General features: G+C 59.3%; 16 protein-coding genes. 12 read left to right on the top strand and 4 right to left on the bottom strand.

Annotated features, from left to right (window positions below; all coding sequences use genetic code 11):
- Positions 1–41 precede the first annotated feature (41 nt).
- Positions 42–2,450 (bottom strand): DNA translocase FtsK, encoded by a 2,409-nt coding sequence (locus tag AC07ZE_RS19000; RefSeq protein WP_207266195.1) that lies wholly within the window; start codon positions 2,448–2,450, stop codon positions 42–44.
- 329 nt (positions 2,451–2,779) lie between these two features.
- On the opposite strand from AC07ZE_RS19000, the gene trxB reads away from it, so the two are divergent.
- From trxB to infA, 4 genes are all read left to right on the top strand, one after another.
- Positions 2,780–3,739: a thioredoxin-disulfide reductase gene (gene trxB / locus AC07ZE_RS19005; protein WP_207266196.1), complete on the top strand. Its 960-nt coding sequence runs from the start codon at positions 2,780–2,782 to the stop codon at positions 3,737–3,739.
- 66 nt (positions 3,740–3,805) lie between these two features.
- The gene (gene aat / locus AC07ZE_RS19010) at positions 3,806–4,486 is read left to right on the top strand and encodes a leucyl/phenylalanyl-tRNA--protein transferase (RefSeq protein ID WP_207266197.1); all 681 of its coding nucleotides are present in this window, start codon (positions 3,806–3,808) and stop codon (positions 4,484–4,486) included.
- Positions 4,487–4,554: 68 nt separating this feature from the next.
- The gene (locus AC07ZE_RS19015) at positions 4,555–5,262 is read left to right on the top strand and encodes an arginyltransferase (protein WP_207266198.1); all 708 of its coding nucleotides are present in this window, start codon (positions 4,555–4,557) and stop codon (positions 5,260–5,262) included.
- Positions 5,263–5,374: 112 nt separating this feature from the next.
- Positions 5,375–5,593 carry a translation initiation factor IF-1 gene (gene infA / locus AC07ZE_RS19020; protein WP_002553999.1) on the top strand — a complete coding sequence of 73 codons (219 nt, stop codon included), beginning with the start codon at positions 5,375–5,377 and terminating at the stop codon, positions 5,591–5,593.
- 237 nt (positions 5,594–5,830) lie between these two features.
- On the opposite strand, the gene clpA is transcribed toward infA, so the two are convergent.
- The gene (gene clpA / locus AC07ZE_RS19025) at positions 5,831–8,101 is read right to left on the bottom strand and encodes an ATP-dependent Clp protease ATP-binding subunit ClpA (protein ID WP_095192703.1); all 2,271 of its coding nucleotides are present in this window, start codon (positions 8,099–8,101) and stop codon (positions 5,831–5,833) included.
- Positions 8,102–8,131: 30 nt separating this feature from the next.
- Positions 8,132–8,494 carry an ATP-dependent Clp protease adapter ClpS gene (gene clpS / locus AC07ZE_RS19030; RefSeq protein ID WP_015094394.1) on the bottom strand — a complete coding sequence of 121 codons (363 nt, stop codon included), beginning with the start codon at positions 8,492–8,494 and terminating at the stop codon, positions 8,132–8,134.
- Between the two features lie 224 nt (positions 8,495–8,718).
- Here clpS and cspD point away from each other — a divergent pair, with 224 nt between their 5' ends.
- The gene (gene cspD, locus AC07ZE_RS19035) at positions 8,719–8,985 is read left to right on the top strand and encodes a cold shock domain-containing protein CspD (protein ID WP_207266199.1); all 267 of its coding nucleotides are present in this window, start codon (positions 8,719–8,721) and stop codon (positions 8,983–8,985) included.
- Between the two features lie 81 nt (positions 8,986–9,066).
- On the opposite strand, the gene icd is transcribed toward cspD, so the two are convergent.
- Entirely contained in the window at positions 9,067–10,323 is a 1,257-nt protein-coding gene (gene icd, locus AC07ZE_RS19040; protein WP_207266200.1) for an NADP-dependent isocitrate dehydrogenase, read from the bottom strand.
- A gap of 517 nt (positions 10,324–10,840) precedes the next feature.
- Between icd and AC07ZE_RS19045 the strand changes: the two genes are divergently transcribed.
- From AC07ZE_RS19045 to AC07ZE_RS19075, 7 genes are all read left to right on the top strand, one after another.
- On the top strand, positions 10,841–13,066 hold the full coding sequence (locus AC07ZE_RS19045) for an NADP-dependent isocitrate dehydrogenase (protein WP_207266201.1): 2,226 nt from the start codon (positions 10,841–10,843) through the stop codon (positions 13,064–13,066).
- 134 nt (positions 13,067–13,200) lie between these two features.
- Positions 13,201–13,647: an NUDIX hydrolase gene (locus AC07ZE_RS19050; RefSeq protein WP_207266202.1), complete on the top strand. Its 447-nt coding sequence runs from the start codon at positions 13,201–13,203 to the stop codon at positions 13,645–13,647.
- A gap of 59 nt (positions 13,648–13,706) precedes the next feature.
- Complete coding sequence (gene mnmA / locus AC07ZE_RS19055) at positions 13,707–14,840, top strand: tRNA 2-thiouridine(34) synthase MnmA (protein WP_207266203.1); 1,134 nt, start codon at positions 13,707–13,709, stop codon at positions 14,838–14,840.
- Positions 14,837–15,460, top strand: coding sequence for a high frequency lysogenization protein HflD (gene hflD / locus AC07ZE_RS19060; protein WP_095192710.1), 624 nt, complete (start codon positions 14,837–14,839; stop codon positions 15,458–15,460). Before mnmA ends, hflD begins: the two co-directional genes overlap by 4 nt.
- 127 nt (positions 15,461–15,587) lie before the next feature.
- Entirely contained in the window at positions 15,588–16,958 is a 1,371-nt protein-coding gene (gene purB / locus AC07ZE_RS19065; protein ID WP_095192711.1) for an adenylosuccinate lyase, read from the top strand.
- 86 nt (positions 16,959–17,044) lie between these two features.
- Positions 17,045–18,214, top strand: coding sequence for a ribosomal protein uL16 3-hydroxylase (locus tag AC07ZE_RS19070; RefSeq protein WP_207266204.1), 1,170 nt, complete (start codon positions 17,045–17,047; stop codon positions 18,212–18,214).
- Positions 18,207–18,632, top strand: a complete 426-nt coding sequence (locus tag AC07ZE_RS19075; RefSeq protein ID WP_207266205.1) for a GNAT family N-acetyltransferase — start codon at positions 18,207–18,209, stop codon at positions 18,630–18,632. The genes AC07ZE_RS19070 and AC07ZE_RS19075 overlap by 8 nt, the downstream gene beginning before the upstream one ends.
- Positions 18,633–18,742: the final 110 nt, after the last annotated feature.

Consider the following 18,742-nt stretch of genomic DNA (forward strand, 5'->3'; position numbering starts at 1 on the left):
GTGCGGGTGGCGCCCGAGAGCGCCGCCCTTTCAATATCAGGTCAGTCGCGTACCGGGCCAGGGGCCAGGACTTCACGCGAACCGTTGGTGTTCATCGACGTCACGACACCGGCCATTTCCATGGCTTCGATCATGCGCGCAGCACGGTTGTAGCCAATTTTCAGCTTGCGCTGAACCGCGGAAATGGAAGCGCGTCGGCTTTCCAGAACGAACTGTACCGCTTCGTCGTACAGCGCGTCGGCTTCAGGGTCATCGCCATCGCCACCCCCGCTGCTGCCTTCAAAGCCACTGCCGGCCTCTTCGACACCGTTGAGGATGTCGTCGTTATACTCCGGCGCGCCGCGCAGTTTCCAGGCTTCCACCACCCGATGAACCTCGTCATCGGAGACGAAGGCACCGTGGACACGGATCGGCAGACTGGTGCCTGGCGGCATGTACAACATGTCACCGTGCCCCAGCAATTGTTCAGCGCCACCCTGGTCGATGATGGTCCGGGAGTCGATCTTGCTCGATACCTGGAATGCCATGCGGGTCGGAATGTTGGCCTTGATCAGACCGGTGATCACATCCACCGACGGCCGCTGGGTTGCGAGGATCAAGTGGATACCGGCCGCCCGCGCCTTCTGGGCAATACGGGCGATCAACTCTTCAACCTTCTTGCCGACGATCATCATCATGTCGGCGAATTCGTCCACGACCACGACGATGGTCGGCAACTTCTGCAGCAGCGGCGCTTCGTCGTGGATGCTTTCGCGCTTGTACAGCGGATCGCTCAACGGCTCGCCGGCGTCCTGGGCTTCCTTGACCTTGGCATTGAAGCCCGACAGGTTTCGCACGCCCATCTTCGCCATCAGCTTGTAGCGCCGTTCCATCTCGGCGACGCTCCAGCGCAGGGCGTTGGCCGCGTCCTTCATGTCGGTGACCACCGGACACAGCAGGTGCGGAATGCCTTCGTAGATCGACAGTTCCAGCATTTTCGGGTCGATCATGATCAGCTTGGCGTCTTCCGGGCCGGACTTGAACAGGATCGACAGGATCATCGCGTTCACACCCACCGACTTACCGGAACCGGTAGTACCGGCCACCAGCAAGTGAGGCATTTTCGCCAGGTCGGTGATGACCGGCTTGCCTCCGATGTCATGGCCCAGGGCCAGGGTGACCGGCGACTTGAAGTTGTCGTACTCAGGGGTCGACAGGACTTCGGAGAAGCGCACGATCTGCCGGTCTTCGTTGGGAATCTCGATACCGACGGTGGTCTTGCCCGGAATCACTTCCACAACCCGCACGCTGGTCACGGCCAGGGAACGCGCCAGGTCCTTGGCGAGGTTGGCGATGCGACTGACCTTGACCCCGGCCGCCGGCTGGATTTCGTAACGGGTAATCACCGGCCCCGGATGAATCGAATCGACGGTGACTTCGACGCCGAATTCCTTGAGCTTGATTTCCAGCAGGTGGCCGACCGCCGCCAGGGATTCCGGTGAGTAATTGAGTTGCTTCTTTTCTGCGGGATCGAGAATCGAGATCGGCGGCAAGGTGCCTTCCACGGCGCTGTCGACGAACAGTGGCGCCTGTTTCTCCTTTTCCACGCGTTTGCTCGGCGCTACGGGCTTGACCGGGGCCGGGGCAATCACCGGCGGCACCTGCTTCTCGCGCTCGGACATGTGTTTGCTCAGGGCCTGCTCGCGCTCGATCAGGCGTTCCTTGACCTTGGCCTGCTCGCGCTTGTCCGTCACGGTCGGCGCGACCACGTCGTGCACGCGATCATCGACTTCACGCAATTGTGCGACCAGCTGCTTGCGTTCGGTCCGGGCCGCCCACCAGCGATTGGCCGCGCCCTGGAACAGCTCGAACAGGTCAAGAGTGATCTTGCCGGTGACGTCCATCACCTTGAACCACGACAGGTCGGTGAACACGGTCAGGCCGAACAGGAACAGGGCGATGAACAACAGCGTACTGCCCTGAATGTTCAGCGCATTCTTCGCCAGGTCGCCCAGGCTTTCGCCCAGCGCGCCGCCAGCGCCGGCCGGCAGACCGGTCGCGGCATGGAAATGGATATGCGCCAGCGCCGCGCCGGACAGCACCAGGAACACCAGGCCGATCAGGCGCCAGGAAAACAGCCAGCCGCTCCACTGCCACGGCTCGTGGCGCTGACGGAAGATCTGATAAGCCTTGATCGCCAGCAGCAACGGGAAGATATAGGCAAAGTAACCGAGCACCATGAACAGGATATCGGCGCTGTAGGAGCCGGCGGGTCCGCCGAAGTTCTGCACGTCATCGATCTTGCTGTTATGGCTCCAGCCCGGATCGTCCTTGCCATAGGTCAGCAAGGCCATCATCAGGAACAGGCACAACGCACCGATGGCGATCAATGCACCTTCCTTGAGCCGGTAGTGCAATTGCTGGCGCCAGAGCGGAACGACTGTTTTGGGTGCTTCGGTGGATTTCTTCAAAACGCTTCTTTTCCTGCGCCATCGGCGCGTCCATCTGGTGAATGTCTAAAAAACAGCCCAAAAAACTGCCCAATCCAGGCAGGTAAAAAAGTTAACAGGCGCAACCGGGTCTACTTTTAACACTGTGCCCCGGTTTTTATAAACACGAGGTGCACGCTTATTCTGTTACAACCACAGTTACAAACGCTGTTACAACCAGGCATTGTACGGGTTTGTTCGTCCGATGCCATGCTTGAAACACTTGTATGCAGCATAGTCAAAAACACATTACATGCGACTCAATTTGAGCATGCATTCTCTTTTGTGACAAAGGCTTATGAGGTGTTTTTATGAGCGAAGCGCAACATCACCGTCTGATCATCCTGGGTTCCGGCCCCGCCGGTTACAGCGCAGCCGTGTATGCCGCCCGCGCCAACCTCAAACCCGTTGTCATTACCGGCATACAGGCAGGTGGCCAGCTCACCACCACCGTCGAAGTCGATAACTGGCCAGGTGATGTCGAAGGACTCACCGGCCCGGTCCTGATGGAGCGCATGCAAAAACATGCCGAGCGCTTCGATACACAGATCGTTTACGACCACATCCATACAGCCAAGTTGCAACAGCACCCGTTCGAATTGACCGGCGACAGCGGTACTTATACGTGCGACGCACTGATCATTGCCACCGGCGCCTCGGCGCAATACCTGGGGCTGCCGTCGGAAGAAACATTTGCCGGCAAGGGCGTTTCGGCCTGCGCGACCTGTGACGGCTTCTTTTACCGCAATCAAGTGGTTGCGGTGGTCGGCGGCGGCAACACGGCGGTTGAAGAAGCGCTGTACCTGTCGAACATCGCCAAAGAGGTCCATCTGATTCACCGTCGCGACAAGCTGCGGTCAGAGAAAATCCTCCAGGACAAACTCTTCGAGAAGGCCGCCAACGGCAATATCCGCCTGCACTGGAACCAGAATCTGGACGAAGTGCTGGGCGATGCCAGCGGCGTGACCGGCGCCCGCCTGCGCGACAGTCATACTGGCGAAATCAGGGAACTGGCGGTGGCCGGTGTGTTCATCGCCATCGGCCACAAACCCAATACCGACCTGTTCGTCGGCCAACTGGAAATGCGCGATGGTTATCTGCAGGTCTTGGGCGGCAGCGAAGGCAATGCCACCGCGACCGCGATCGCAGGCGTGTTTGCCGCCGGTGACGTGGCCGATCACGTTTATCGCCAGGCAGTCACCTCCGCCGGGGCCGGCTGCATGGCGGCCCTTGATGCGGAAAAATACCTCGACGACATTCCTGCCGTTTGACGGCACACTGGGTGACGGGCCAAATTGCGCCCGTCACCACCCTCCCCTTCTGCAAGCCCGGACGCCATGCTGACTTGGTTACAACGCAACTCCCTGACTTTCCCGCCGCTGGAAAAAGCCATGCGCGACCCCAACGGTCTGTTGGCCGCCGGCGGCGACCTGTCGGCCGATCGGCTGATTCAGGCCTACCGCCACGGCTGTTTTCCGTGGTTCTCGGAAGGCCAACCGATTCTCTGGTGGTCGCCGGATCCGCGCACCGTCCTGTTTCCCGACGAACTGCACGTCTCTCGAAGCTTGAACAAGTTGCTGCGCCAACAACGCTATCAAGTGACCTTCGATCAGGATTTTGCTGCGGTCATTCGCGCCTGCGCCGCCCCACGGGAGTACGCCGACGGCACCTGGATCACCGAAGCCATGCAGGACGCTTACCTGGAACTGCATCATCGAGGTTTCGCGCATTCGGTGGAGGTCTGGGATCAGGGCACGCTCGTCGGCGGGCTGTACGGCCTGGCGATGGGCCGGCTGTTTTTCGGCGAATCCATGTTCAGCCGCGCCGACAACGCCTCCAAATATGGCTTTGCCACACTGGTCAGACATCTGAAAGACTCGGGCTTTGTGCTCATCGACTGTCAGATGCCTACCGACCATCTGCACAGCCTGGGCGCACGAGCGATTCCCCGCAGCGCATTTGCCGGCTACCTGTCGCAGTATCTGGATCAACCCAGCCGCGCCATCTGGGTTTGCTGAGCGACTTTTGCGCGCGTGGCTTACACTTAGAGACGCCCCTAATTAAAAGCTTATCCCGAGGGTTGATCATGACCGAGTTGGCGCGATTGAAGTTTTATGCCACTCAGCCCCATTCTTGCAGCTATCTGCCCGAGGAGCAGGCCACGACCCTGTTTCTCGACCCCAGTCAGCCCATGGATGTGCATGTCTATGCAGACCTGTCGGAAATGGGTTTTCGTCGCAGCGGCGACCACTTGTATCGCCCCCATTGCCAGAACTGCAATGCGTGCGTACCGGCGCGCATCCCTGTTGCGCAATTCACACCCAACCGTCAGCAGAAGCGCATTTTCAAGCGCAACGCCGACTTGCAGGTACGCCCGGCCAAGCCAGGATTCAGCGAAGAGTATTTCGACCTTTATCAGCGATATATAGAAGAGCGGCATGCCGACGGCGACATGTACCCACCCAGTCGCGATCAGTTTTCGACGTTCCTGGTGCGCGACCTGCCGTTTTCCCGGTTCTACGAATTCCGCCTCGAAGGCCGGTTGCTGGCGATTGCCGTCACTGACCTTCTGCCGAACGGTCTGTCGGCGGTCTACACCTTCTACGAACCCGACGAAGAGCGTCGCAGCCTGGGGCGTTATGCCATCCTCTGGCAAATCGCCGAGGCCCGGCGCCTGGGGCTGGATGCGGTCTATCTGGGTTACTGGATCAAGAACTGCAAAAAAATGAGCTACAAGACCCAGTATCGTCCCATTGAATTGCTGGTTAACCAGCGCTGGGTCGTTCTGAACTAGAGCACACCCTTAAACCCCTTGGCTTGCCCCCCACTTTTCGGGCACAATGCACGCCGCTTTTGCCTGGCGCAGTTGCACCGGGCCATTCACTGGACACCGAGGGCTTTACTGCATGTCGAAAGAAGACAGCTTCGAAATGGAAGGCACTGTCGTCGACACCCTGCCCAACACCATGTTTCGCGTGGAGTTGGAAAATGGGCACGTCGTAACCGCGCATATTTCCGGCAAGATGCGCAAGAACTACATTCGTATTCTTACCGGTGACAAAGTGCGCGTCGAGCTGACGCCCTATGACTTGAGCAAAGGGCGCATCACTTACCGCGCTCGCTAATCAAGTCAATACAAAACGCCCGGCATTGCCGGGCGTTTTTGTTTGCCTGAAACAACCTCAAGTCGGCGCAGGCCCCCTGTGAGCGAGCCTGCTCGCGAAGGCGGTTTGCGATTCAGCATTGATGTCGAATGACCTGGCGCTTTCGCGAGCAGGCTCGCTCCCACAGGTGCCAACTCAATAACAGACAGACAGCAAAAAGGCGCCAAACGGCGCCTTTTTGCTTTGTTGCGATCAACGTCAGGCCATTTCCGCCGTGGTCTCGAACTCGAAGGTCAGCTCGCCGTCCTTGATGTCGATGTGTACTACACCGCCATGCTCGGCCAGTTCGCCAAAGAGTATCTCCTCCGCCAGCGGACGCTTGATCTTGTCCTGAATCAGGCGAGCCATGGGTCGAGCGCCCATCATCGCGTCGTAACCACCGGCCGCCAGCCAGCTGCGGGCAGCATCGGTGACTTCCAGCAGTACACGCTTGTCTTCCAGCTGCGCCTGAAGTTCGATAAGGAACTTGTCCACCACGCTCTTGATGACCTCATGACTGAGGCGACCAAACTGGATGATGGTGTCCAGACGGTTACGGAATTCAGGCGTGAAGCTCTTCTTGATCACTTCCATTGCATCGGAGGAGTGATCCTGAAGGGTGAAGCCGATCGAGGCACGCGCCGCGGTTTCAGCACCGGCGTTGGTCGTCATGATGACGATCACGTTACGGAAATCCGCTTTGCGCCCGTTGTTATCGGTGAGCGTACCGTGGTCCATGACCTGCAGCAGCAGGTTGAAGACTTCCGGATGCGCTTTCTCGATTTCATCGAGCAGCAGCACGCAATGTGGCTGTTTGGTAATGGCTTCAGTCAGCAAACCGCCCTGATCGAACCCGACATAGCCAGGAGGCGCACCGATCAGACGCGATACGGTGTGGCGCTCCATGTACTCGGACATGTCGAATCGAACCAGCTCGACACCCAATGCCTTGGCCAACTGACGCGCCGCCTCGGTTTTACCGACACCGGTAGGACCGGCGAACAGGAACGAGCCGACAGGCTTGTCAGGCGACTTGAGACCGGCGCGAGACAATTTGATCGCCGTCGCCAGGGAATCGATCGCGGCATCCTGACCGAACACGGTCAACTTCAGATCACGCTCAAGGTTACGCAGCAACTCTTTGTCCGAGCTGGTGACGTGTTTTGGCGGAATCCGCGCGATTTTCGCGACGATATCCTCAACCTGAGGCACTTCGATGCGTTTTACCCGCTTCTCGATCGGTTGCAGGCGCTGATAGGCACCCGCCTCGTCGATGACATCGATGGCCTTGTCCGGCATGTGCCGGTCATTGATGTAGCGCGACGCCAGTTCGGCAGCGGCACGCAGCGCTTCATCGCTGTACTCGATGTTGTGATGAGTCTCGAAACGCCCCTTCAAGCCACGCAGGATACCGATGGTGTCTTCCACCGACGGTTCCGACACATCGACCTTCTGGAAGCGTCGTGCCAGGGCACGGTCTTTCTCGAAGATGCCGCGAAATTCCTGGAACGTAGTCGAACCGATGCACCGGATATCACCAGACGACAGCAGCGGCTTGAGCAGATTGGAAGCATCCATGACGCCACCGGACGCGGCACCCGCACCGATGATGGTATGGATTTCGTCGATGAACAGGATCGCCTGCGGACGCTTTTTCAGCTCATTGAGCAACGCCTTGAAGCGCTTCTCGAAATCGCCGCGATATTTGGTCCCGGCCAGCAGGGCGCCCAGGTCGAGGGAATACACCACACTGTTGGCCAGCAGGTCCGGCACCTGGTTGTCGACGATGCGTTTGGCCAGGCCTTCGGCAATCGCGGTTTTACCCACGCCCGCCTCGCCCACCAGCAACGGATTGTTTTTGCGACGACGCGCCAGGATCTGCGCAACGCGTTCGACTTCCAACTCACGGCCTACCAGCGGATCGATGCGACCCTGGCGCGCGAGTTCGTTAAGGTTGCTGGCATAAGCATCCAGAGGATTGCCTGAAGAAGAAGACTCACCGCCCTCGTCGTCCTGCATATCTTGCTCGCCCTCAGAGTGATCGCCGTGCCCTGGCACTTTGGAAATGCCGTGGGCGATGTAGTTGACGACATCGATGCGGGCAACGCTCTGCTGTTTCAGCAGGAACACTGCCTGACTCTCTTGCTCACTGAAGATCGCGACCAGCACATTGGCGCCAGTCACTTCGCGTTTGCCCGAGCTCTGTACGTGAAACACAGCACGTTGCAGGACACGCTGGAAGCCCAGGGTTGGCTGGGTTTCACGATCCTCGTCATGCACGGGGATCAATGGCGTGGTGGAGTCGATGAACTCCTGCAGGTCATGCTTGAGTTTGTCGAGGTTTGCGCCGCACGCACGCAAAACGGTGGCGGCAGCCTCATTATCCAATAGGGCCAACAGGAGATGCTCGACGGTCATGAATTCATGACGCTTCGAACGGGCCTCCTTGAAGGCAAGATTGAGGGTGACTTCGAGCTCGCGGTTTAACATAGCTTCACCTCATACCCAAGTGTCCGGCGATTAACCGTCCTTCTCGATTTCACAGAGTAGCGGATGCTGGCTTTCCCTGGCGTACTGGTTGACCTGCATGGCCTTGGTCTCGGCGATGTCGCGGGTAAACACTCCACATACTGCCCGTCCTTCTGTGTGGACGGCCAGCATGACCTTGGTCGCCAGCTCGCGATTCAGGTTAAAAAACACCTCGAGCACTTCGACGACGAAATCCATCGGTGTGTAGTCATCATTAAACAAAACCACCTTGTACATCGGCGGCGCCTGTAAAGCAGGCTTAGCCTCCTGAACAGCAATGCCTGCGGAATCGTCGTCGTGTAAATCAGGGCGATCCTGATTGAATGTTAGTCGAATCTGGCTGATTGCATGCATGGAAAGAAAGGTTCGTCAGTTGTGCAAATACAGTGGTGGGGGCACCCATTAACGTTTTCAACTCCGACCGCCGGGTCACCTTGACTATCGGCAAAACGGTGTTACAACCAATAGAGCCCACAGTGGGTAAAAAAGGTCCGCGGAGTCAAATTTTTTCGAAGAAATGACTGCGGATGAACTGGATGATACTCCAGTGATGGAGTCTGTTGCAGAGGGAGTTGGGTATGTCAGGCGTCAAGGTCAGTGGCAAGGTGAAATGGTTCAACAACGCCAAGGGTTACGGTTTCATCAACGAGGAAGGCAAAAGCGAAGATCTGTTTGCCCATTACTCAGCCATCCAGATGGACGGCTATAAAACCTTGAAGGCCGGCCAGGCTGTCGTCTTCGAAATCATCCAGGGGCCAAAGGGCTTGCATGCCGTCAATATCAGCGCCCCTGTAGAGGCTTCGAAAACCACGACACCTGCCACGCAGCAGTCCGTGACGGTCTGACACCGCACCGTCATCCAGTCATAAAAAAACCGCCCGACTCATTCATTTGAATCGGGCGGTTTTTGTACGTCTGTCGCTGGCTTACATGTGCTTGATCAACGCCTCACCGAACCCGGAAGACGAAACCAGCGTGGCGCCTTCCATCAAGCGCTCGAAGTCATAGGTCACGGTCTTGGCCTTGATCGCGCCATTGGTGCCCTTGATGATCAGGTCCGCTGCCTCGGTCCAGCCCAGATGGCGCAGCATCATTTCTGCCGAAAGAATTACCGAGCCCGGGTTGACCTGGTCCTTGCCGGCATACTTCGGTGCAGTACCGTGGGTGGCCTCGAACATGGCCACGGTGTCGGACAGGTTGGCGCCCGGCGCGATACCGATACCGCCCACTTCCGCCGCCAGGGCGTCGGAGAGGTAGTCACCATTGAGATTGAGCGTGGCGATCACGTCGTATTCGGCCGGACGCAGCAGGATCTGCTGGAGCATGGCGTCGGCAATGGCGTCCTTGACGATGACTTCGCGGCCGGTTTTCGGGTTCTTGAATTTCATCCACGGGCCGCCATCGAGCAGCTCGGCGCCGAATTCTTCCTTCGCCACCTCATAGCCCCAGTCCTTGAAGGCACCTTCGGTGAATTTCATGATATTGCCCTTGTGCACGATGGTCAGCGACTTGCGGTCGTTGTCCACTACATATTGCAGGGCCTTGCGCACCAGACGCTTGGTGCCTTCCTTGGATACCGGCTTGATGCCGATGCCGCAGTCCTGGTCGAAACGGATCTTGGTGACGCCCATTTCTTCTTTCAGGAACTTGATGACTTTAGTGGCTTCCGGCGAGCCGGCCTTCCACTCGATACCGGCATAGATGTCTTCGGAGTTCTCGCGGAAGATCACCATGTCGACGTCGCCAGGCTTTTTCACCGGGCTTGGCACGCCCTCGAACCACACCACGGGCCGCAGGCAGACATACAGGTCAAGCTGCTGGCGCAGGGCAACGTTGAGCGAACGGATGCCACCACCGACCGGCGTGGTCAGCGGCCCCTTGATGGAAACGACGTAATCTTTCACGGCGTCCAGGGTTTCCTGGGGCAGCCAGGTGTCCTGATCGTAGACCTGGGTAGCCTTTTCACCGGCGTAGACTTCCATCCAGGAAATCTTGCGCTTGCCCCCGTAGGCCTTTTGCACGGCAGCATCAACCACTTTGATCATCACGGGACTGACGTCGACGCCAATGCCGTCGCCTTCAATGAACGGGATGATCGGATTATCAGGAACATTAAGAGAATGGTCGGCGTTGACGGTGATTTTTTCGCCGACGGCTGGAACCTGAATCTTCTTGTAACCCATGCTGAACTCCATTGATTGGATTGAACATCTGGCTTGGTTCGAGCGTAACCCAGTTAAATCAACGCGCAAACCCTATGTTCCATTCATCTGCCGCAAAGCCGCACAACAGCTGACCTAAAAGCCTGAAAACAAAGGGAAAAACGCCAAACTCCAGCACGACGAATGACCCAGCGCCGCCGACGCCTTTCCATTGCCCCTGCGACCTTTAGACCAATGGACGAGAATCGATTCACATGAACCATCGGCAGATTGCCAGCTACCTATGTATAATGCCGCCCGCTGACCATAGGGTCACAACGGCCGACCTCTCCTTGCTACCCAAAACGTAGCCGAGACTTTCCGCCCAAAGCCGGGCTGTTACCGCAACCCGACTGCTTGACGCTCTACTGATGCACCCAACATCACCGCGAAGAAATCTCGACATTCGGCTCATGGATGACTTTGAACGAACGCGCTTACCCGGCGCCCCTCGAGTTTCTGCGCACGCTTTAGCAAAGAAGAGAGAGTTAATCCGAATATGCCCACCCGCTCGAAGATCATCTATACCTTCACCGACGAAGCTCCCGCCCTCGCCACCTATTCACTGTTGCCTATCGTAGAGGCCTTCACCGCCTCGGCTGATATCGCCGTGGAAACCCGCGATATCTCTCTTGCAGGGCGCATTCTGGCCAGCTTCCCCGAGCAACTGGGCGACAAAGCCGTAGCCGACCACCTCGCCGAACTGGGCGACCTGGCCGTTACGCCTGAAGCCAACATCATCAAGCTGCCGAACATCAGCGCCTCGGTTCCGCAACTGCAAGCCGCGATCAAAGAACTGCAAGCCCAGGGCTACGCACTGCCGGACTACCCGGAAACCGTGACCAGCGACACCGACAAAGAAGCCAAGGCCCGTTACGACAAGGTCAAGGGCAGCGCCGTGAACCCGGTTCTGCGCGAAGGCAACTCCGACCGTCGCGCTCCGCTGTCAGTCAAGAACTACGCACGCAAGCACCCGCACAAAATGGGCGCCTGGGCCGCGGACTCCAAGTCCCACGTCGCGCACATGAGCAGCGGTGATTTCTACGGCAGCGAAAAAGCCGCCCTGATCGACGCCGCCGGCGCGGTCAAAATCGAACTGATCGCTCAAGACGGCACCACCACCGTCCTGAAAGAAAAGACCAGCGTTCAGGCCGGCGAGATCCTCGACTGCGCCGTGATGAGCAAAAATGCCCTGCGCAGCTTCATCGCCGCTGAAATCGAAAGCGCCAAGCAACAAGGCGTACTGCTGTCGGTTCACCTCAAAGCCACCATGATGAAGGTCTCCGACCCGATCATGTTCGGCCAGATCGTTGCCGAGTTCTATAAAGATGCACTGGCCAAGCACGCTGACGTGCTGGCGCAGATCGGCTTCAACCTGAACAACGGCATCGGCGACCTGTACGCTCGCATCAAGGCCCTCCCGGCCGAGCAGCAAGCGCAGATCGAAGCCGACATTCAGGCGGTCTACGCCGTTCGTCCGTCGCTGGCGATGGTCAACTCCGACAAGGGCATCACCAACCTGCACGTGCCGAGCGACGTCATCGTCGACGCCTCGATGCCGGCAATGATCCGTGACTCCGGCAAGATGTGGGGCACCGACGGCCAGCTGCACGACACCAAGGCGGTGATCCCGGATCGCTGCTACGCCACCATCTACCAGGCAGTGATCGAAGACTGCAAGGCAAATGGCGCCTTCAACCCAACCACCATGGGCAGCGTGCCGAACGTTGGCCTGATGGCGAAGAAGGCCGAAGAGTACGGTTCCCACGACAAGACCTTCCAGATCAAGGCCAACGGTGTGGTTCGCGTAACCGACACCAACGGCACCCTGCTGCTGGAACAGTCGGTTGAAGCCGGCGACATCTTCCGCATGTGCCAGACCAAAGACGCGCCGATCCAGGACTGGGTCAAACTGGCCGTCAACCGTGCCCGCGCAAGCGCCACGCCAGCCATTTTCTGGCTGGACCCGATGCGCGCCCACGATGGCGTGGTGATCGAGAAAGTTCAGGCCTACCTGAAGGATCACGACACCTCCGGCCTGGACATCCGCATCATGTCGCCAGTCGACGCGATGAAGTTCACCCTGCAGCGCACCCGCGAAGGCAAGGACACCATCTCGGTGACCGGTAACGTATTGCGCGATTACCTGACCGACCTGTTCCCGATCATGGAACTGGGCACCAGCGCCAAGATGCTGTCGATCGTGCCGCTGATGAACGGCGGTGGCCTGTTCGAAACCGGCGCCGGCGGTTCGGCACCCAAGCACGTGCAGCAACTGCTGGAAGAGAACTTCCTGCGCTGGGATTCCCTGGGCGAGTTCCTGGCCCTGGCCGCTTCCCTTGAGCACCTGGGTGTGACTTACGACAACCCTAAGGCGCTGGTTCTGGCCAAGACCCTGGACCAGGCCACCGGCCAGTTCCTGGATAACAACAAGTCGCCATCGCGCAAAGTCGGCAACATCGACAACCGCGGCAGCCACTTCTACCTGGCGCTGTACTGGGCCCAGGCCCTGGCCGCCCAGTCCGAAGACACTGCACTGCAAGCGCAGTTCGCGACCCTGGCCAAGACCCTGACCGAGAACGAAGCAACCATCGTTGCCGAACTCAACGCCGTTCAGGGCAAACCAGTGGACATCGGTGGTTACTACCATGCCGATGCCGAGCTGATCAGCAAGGCCATGCGCCCGAGCGCCACGCTCAACGCGGCGATTGCTGCGCTGGTGTAAGGTTGTAGTGATACAAAGAAACCCCGGCCCCGTGCCGGGGTTTCTGTTTAAGCGTATCTGCCGAAACCGGCTCGCTCCCACAGGGGCCGGTTTCCATATTGAAATCTTTGCACCCCTGAACTTGAGGTAATCCCATGGACTGGCAACCCCACATCACCGTCGCCACCATCGTCGAAGACAACGGCCGCTTCCTGATGGTCGAAGAGCTCAAGCACGGACGAACGGTGCTCAACCAGCCCGCCGGCCACCTGGATCCGGACGAAACCCTCACCGAAGCCGCCGTACGCGAAACCCTCGAGGAAACCGGCTGGGACGTCGAACCGACCGGAGTACTGGGCATTTATCTCTATACCGCGCCGAGCAACGGCGTAACCTACCAACGGGTGTGCTTCATCGCCAAACCGCTGAAACACCACCCCGACTATCAACTGGACGACGGCATTGTCGGCGCCAAGTGGCTGACCCGCCAGGAATTGATCGAGCAGCGCGAGCACTGGCGCAGCGAGCTGATCATCCGCTGCATTGACGACTATCTGGACGGCAAACACTTCGGTCTCGAACTGATCCGTCCTTCTCTTTAGCCTTGCAGGCCCGAGCCTGTTAGAATCGCGTCCTTTTTCAAGACACTCATTGAATCCCTATGCGTGATCCAGCCCCTTCTGACACACAAAAGAAGCGCGTCATTGTCGGTATGTCCGGCGGCGTGGACTCTTCCGTTTCCGCTCTCCTGCTGATCGAGCAGGGCTATGAGGTGGAAGGCCTGTTCATGAAGAACTGGGAAGAAGACGATGGAACGGAATACTGCACCGCCATGGATGACCTGGCGGACGCCCAGGCCGTGTGCGACAAGATTGGCATCAAGCTGCACACCGCCAACTTCGCCGCCGAGTACTGGGACAACGTGTTCGAGCACTTCCTGGCCGAATACAAGGCCGGTCGCACGCCGAACCCGGACATCCTGTGCAACCGCGAAATCAAGTTCAAGGCGTTCCTCGACTACGCCATGATGCTCGGCGCCGACCTGATCGCCACCGGTCACTACGTGCGTCGCCGCGACATCGACGGCCGCACCGAATTGCTCAAAGGCCTGGATCCGAACAAAGATCAGAGCTACTTCCTGCACGCGGTCGGCGGCGAACAGATCGCCAAGACCCTGTTCCCGGTCGGCGAGCTGGAAAAACCCCAGGTCCGTGCGATTGCCGAAAAATACGAACTGGCGACCGCGAAGAAAAAGGATTCCACCGGGATCTGCTTCATCGGCGAGCGCCGCTTCAGCGACTTTCTCAAGCAATACCTGCCGGCGCAACCGGGCGAAATCAAAACCACCGAAGGCGAAGTCATCGGCCGTCACCACGGCTTGATGTACCACACCATCGGCCAGCGCCAGGGCCTCGGTATCGGTGGTCTGAAGGACGCCGGCGAAGAGCCGTGGTACGTGCTGATCAAGGACCTGGAACACAACGAGCTGATCGTTGGCCAGGGCAATGACCATCCGTGGCTGTTCTCCCGCGCCCTGCTCGCTTCCGACATCTATTGGGTCAACCCGATCGACCTGAGCCAGCCGCGCAAGCTGACCGCCAAGGTCCGCTATCGCCAGAGCGACCAGCCCTGCACCCTGGAAAGGACCGCCAGCGGCTACCGCGCGACCTTCGATGACCCACAACGCGCGGTCACTCCGGGTCAGTCCGTGGTGTTCTACGACGGTGAAATCTGCCTCGGCGGCGGCGTGATCGAAGTCGCCGAACCCTGGACAAGCAAAGGCCAGCAACAATGAGCCCGACTCAGGAGCAACTGACGGCGCTGGGCGGCGTGTTTCTCGCCGCGGTGCTGGTGGACAAAATCGCCAAGACCGGCCAGACCAGCGAAGCCGGCCTGACCTGCATGCTCGGCAGCCTGTTGATCCGCGACCCCAAGGACACCCTGGAAGTCTACGGCGGCGACGACATCAATCTGCGCGAAGGCTATCGCGCCTTGATCGGCGCCCTGGAACGCGACCCGAGCGCCCTGCAGCGCGAACCGTTGCGCTATGCGCTGGCCATGCTCGGCCTGGAGCGTCAGCTGGCCAAGCGCAACGACATGCTGGACGTGATCGGCAAACGCCTGCCGCAGATCCAGTCCCAGGTCGAACACTTCGGCCCGGCTCACGAAAACGTGATCGCCGCGTGCGGCGCGCTGTACCAGGACACCCTGAGCACCCTGCGCCAGCGCATCCAGGTCCATGGCGACATGCGCAACCTGCAGCAACCGAGCAACGCCTCGAAAATCCGCGCCCTGTTGCTGGCCGGTATTCGTTCGGCACGCCTGTGGCGGCAATTGGGCGGTCATCGCTGGCAACTGGTGGTCAGTCGCCGCAAATTGCTCAAAGAGCTTTACCCACTGATGCGCAGCAGCTGAAGCGTATCAACAACACCGTTTTGTAGTCAGTAACGCGTAATACGCTGGTCAGTTGGCAACGGACCCGCGGATTTTTTCATGTATGATACGCGCCCCATTTCGTTGCCCGACTGTCCGAGAACACCCCATGCAGCTCTCTTCGCTCACTGCGGTTTCCCCTGTTGACGGCCGCTACGCCGGCAAAACCCAGGCCCTGCGCCCAATTTTCAGCGAGTACGGCCTGATCCGTGCCCGCGTTCTGGTTGAAGTGCGCTGGCTCCAGCGCCTGGCCGCTCACCCTGCCATCAGCGAAGTGCCGGCGTTCTCCGCCGAAGCCAACGCGGTGTTGAATGCCCTGGCGGAAAACTTCTCCCTGGAGCACGCCGAGCGCGTCAAAGAGATCGAGCGCACCACCAACCACGACGTCAAAGCCATCGAGTACCTGCTCAAAGAGCAAGCGGCCAAGCTGCCGGAGCTGGCCAAGGTCAGCGAATTCATCCACTTTGCCTGCACCAGCGAGGACATCAACAACCTGTCCCACGCCCTGATGCTGCGCGAAGGCCGTGATGACGTGATGCTGCCGCTGATGCGCCAGACCGCCGAAGCCATTCGCGAACTGGCCATCCGCTTCGCCGACGTGCCGATGCTGTCGCGCACCCACGGCCAACCGGCTTCGCCGACCACCCTGGGTAAAGAGCTGGCGAACGTGGTTTACCGCCTGGAGCGCCAGATCGCCCAAGTCGCTGCCGTTCCGTTGCTGGGCAAGATCAACGGCGCTGTCGGCAACTACAACGCACACCTGTCGGCCTACCCTGAGATCGACTGGGAAGCCAATGCCCGCGCCTTCATCGAAGACGAGCTGGGCCTGGGCTTCAACCCGTACACCACGCAGATCGAACCGCACGACTACATTGCCGAGCTGTTCGACGCAATCGCACGCTTCAACACCATCCTGATCGACTTCGACCGCGACATCTGGGGCTACATCTCCCTGGGTTATTTCAAACAGCGCACCATCGCGGGTGAAATCGGTTCGTCGACCATGCCGCACAAGGTCAACCCGATCGACTTCGAAAACTCCGAAGGCAACCTGGGCATCGCCAATGCATTGTTCCAGCACCTGGCGAGCAAACTGCCAATCTCCCGCTGGCAGCGCGACCTGACTGACTCCACCGTACTGCGCAACCTCGGTGTCGGCTTTGCCCACAGCGTGATCGCGTACGAAGCCAGCCTCAAGGGCATCAGCAAACTCGAGCTCAACGCAGACAAAATCGCCGCTGATCTGGATGCCTGCTGGGAAGTCCTGGCCGAGCCAATCCAGACCGTCATGCGTCGCTACAACATCGAAAACCCGTACGAGAAGCTGAAAGAATTGACTCGCGGCAAGGGCATCAGCCCTGAAGCGCTGCAGACTTTCATCGACGGCCTGGACATGCCAGCCGCCGCCAAGGCCGAGCTGAAACTGCTCACTCCGGCGAACTACATCGGCAACGCCGTGGCACAAGCCAAACGCATCTGATTGACCGCTGGACCCTTTTGAGACGCCCGGCAGCGCCGGGCGTTTTTATTCCCGTCTGAAAAGTGCTTTTTTTCAATAGGTTACACATGAATCCTGACATTCCTCTTCAACTTCTGGGCGGCATCACGGCACGGGAATTCCTGCGCGACTACTGGCAGAAAAAACCGCTGCTGATCCGTCAGGCGATTCCTGACTTCGAAAGCCCGATTGACGCCGACGAACTGGCCGGCCTGGCGCTGGAAGAAGAAGTCGAATCGCGCCTGATCATCGAGAACGGCGAGCGTCCGTGGGAATTGCGTCGCGGCCCGTTTGCCGAAGATGAGTTCAGCAAGCTGCCGGAACGCGAATGGACCCTTCTGGTTCAAGCCGTTGACCAGTTCGTACCGGAAGTCAGCGAGCTGCTGGAGCACTTCCGCTTCCTGCCGAGCTGGCGCATCGACGACGTGATGATCAGCTTCGCCGCCCCCGGTGGCAGTGTCGGTCCGCACTTCGACAACTACGACGTGTTCCTGCTGCAAGGCCACGGCAAGCGCAACTGGAAAATCGGCCAGATGTGCGACTCCGAAAGCCCGCTGCTGCAACATGCGGACCTGCGCATCCTTGCCGACTTCGAAGCCACCGACGAATGGGTCCTGGAACCGGGCGACATGCTGTATCTGCCGCCGCGCCTGGCCCACTGCGGCGTGGCCGTCGACGACTGCCTGACTTACTCCGTGGGTTTCCGCGCACCGAGCGCCGCTGAAGTGCTGACCCACTTCACCGACTTCCTCAGCCAGTTCCTGCCTGACGAAGAGCGCTACACCGACGCCGACGCACTGCCGGCGGCCGACCCGCACCAGATCCAGCACGACGCCCTCGACCGTCTGAAAAGCCTGCTGGCCGAGCACATGAGCGACGAACGCCTGCTGCTGACCTGGTTCGGCCAGTTCATGACCGAACCGCGCTATCCGGAACTGGTGGTGGGCCCTGAAGACCTCGCCGAAGACGACGTACTCGGCGCACTGGAGCAAGGCGCGGTGCTGATCCGCAACCCGAGCGCCCGCCTGGCCTGGTCGGAAGTCGATGACGACCTGCTGCTGTTCGCCAGCGGCCAGAGCCGCTACCTGCCCGGCAAATTGCGCGAACTGCTGAAAATGATCTGCGCCGCCGATGCCCTGCACAGCGACAACCTCGGCCCATGGCTGAGCGATGAAGACGGTCGCGGCCTGCTGTGCGAATTGGTCAAGCAAGGAAGCCTGGGGTTTGCCGATGAATAAAATTCACGTACGTGTCGCAGACTGGCAGAAGGACAACGCCGAGATCCGGCGCATTCGTGAAGCAGTGTTTGTCGCCGAACAATCCGTTCCGCCCGAACTGGAATGGGATGCCGACGACGTTACGGCCGTGCACTTCCTGGCCCTGGAAGGCGACTTTCCGATCGGTACCGCGCGCCTGCTGCCCGACGGTCATGTCGGTCGGGTATCGGTACTCAAGGACTGGCGCGGGCTGAAAGTCGGCGACGCGCTGATGCAGGCGGTGATCGGTGAAGCCGAGAAGCGCGGACTGAAGCAGCAGATGCTCAGCGCTCAGGTACAGGCCACGGCATTCTATGAGCGCCTGGGCTTTCACATGGTCAGCGAGGAATTCCTGGAAGCAGGCATTCCGCATGTGGACATGGTGCGCGAGTCGGTTTGAGACCTTGTGGCGAGGGACCTTGCTCCCTCGCCACAAAGGCCCTGAAGACCCCCAAAAACGCCCCGTCATTTTCGAATGCCGGGGCGTTTTGCTGTCCAGGATTCAACTTG

This window comes from Pseudomonas sp. GW101-3H06, assembly GCF_059424605.1.

What these genes read in the sequence shown, in the direction of transcription:
- trxB (WP_207266196.1), top strand. Translation starts at nt 2,780, where the DNA reads ATGAGCGAAGCGCAACATCACCGTCTGATCATCCTGGGTTCCGGCCCC.
- aat (WP_207266197.1), top strand. Translation starts at nt 3,806, where the DNA reads ATGCTGACTTGGTTACAACGCAACTCCCTGACTTTCCCGCCGCTGGAA.
- AC07ZE_RS19015 (WP_207266198.1), top strand. Translation starts at nt 4,555, where the DNA reads ATGACCGAGTTGGCGCGATTGAAGTTTTATGCCACTCAGCCCCATTCT.
- infA (WP_002553999.1), top strand. Translation starts at nt 5,375, where the DNA reads ATGTCGAAAGAAGACAGCTTCGAAATGGAAGGCACTGTCGTCGACACC.
- clpA (WP_095192703.1), bottom strand. Translation starts at nt 8,101, where the DNA reads ATGTTAAACCGCGAGCTCGAAGTCACCCTCAATCTTGCCTTCAAGGAG.
- clpS (WP_015094394.1), bottom strand. Translation starts at nt 8,494, where the DNA reads ATGCATGCAATCAGCCAGATTCGACTAACATTCAATCAGGATCGCCCT.
- cspD (WP_207266199.1), top strand. Translation starts at nt 8,719, where the DNA reads ATGTCAGGCGTCAAGGTCAGTGGCAAGGTGAAATGGTTCAACAACGCC.
- icd (WP_207266200.1), bottom strand. Translation starts at nt 10,323, where the DNA reads ATGGGTTACAAGAAGATTCAGGTTCCAGCCGTCGGCGAAAAAATCACC.
- AC07ZE_RS19045 (WP_207266201.1), top strand. Translation starts at nt 10,841, where the DNA reads ATGCCCACCCGCTCGAAGATCATCTATACCTTCACCGACGAAGCTCCC.
- AC07ZE_RS19050 (WP_207266202.1), top strand. Translation starts at nt 13,201, where the DNA reads ATGGACTGGCAACCCCACATCACCGTCGCCACCATCGTCGAAGACAAC.
- mnmA (WP_207266203.1), top strand. Translation starts at nt 13,707, where the DNA reads ATGCGTGATCCAGCCCCTTCTGACACACAAAAGAAGCGCGTCATTGTC.
- hflD (WP_095192710.1), top strand. Translation starts at nt 14,837, where the DNA reads ATGAGCCCGACTCAGGAGCAACTGACGGCGCTGGGCGGCGTGTTTCTC.
- purB (WP_095192711.1), top strand. Translation starts at nt 15,588, where the DNA reads ATGCAGCTCTCTTCGCTCACTGCGGTTTCCCCTGTTGACGGCCGCTAC.
- AC07ZE_RS19070 (WP_207266204.1), top strand. Translation starts at nt 17,045, where the DNA reads ATGAATCCTGACATTCCTCTTCAACTTCTGGGCGGCATCACGGCACGG.
- AC07ZE_RS19075 (WP_207266205.1), top strand. Translation starts at nt 18,207, where the DNA reads ATGAATAAAATTCACGTACGTGTCGCAGACTGGCAGAAGGACAACGCC.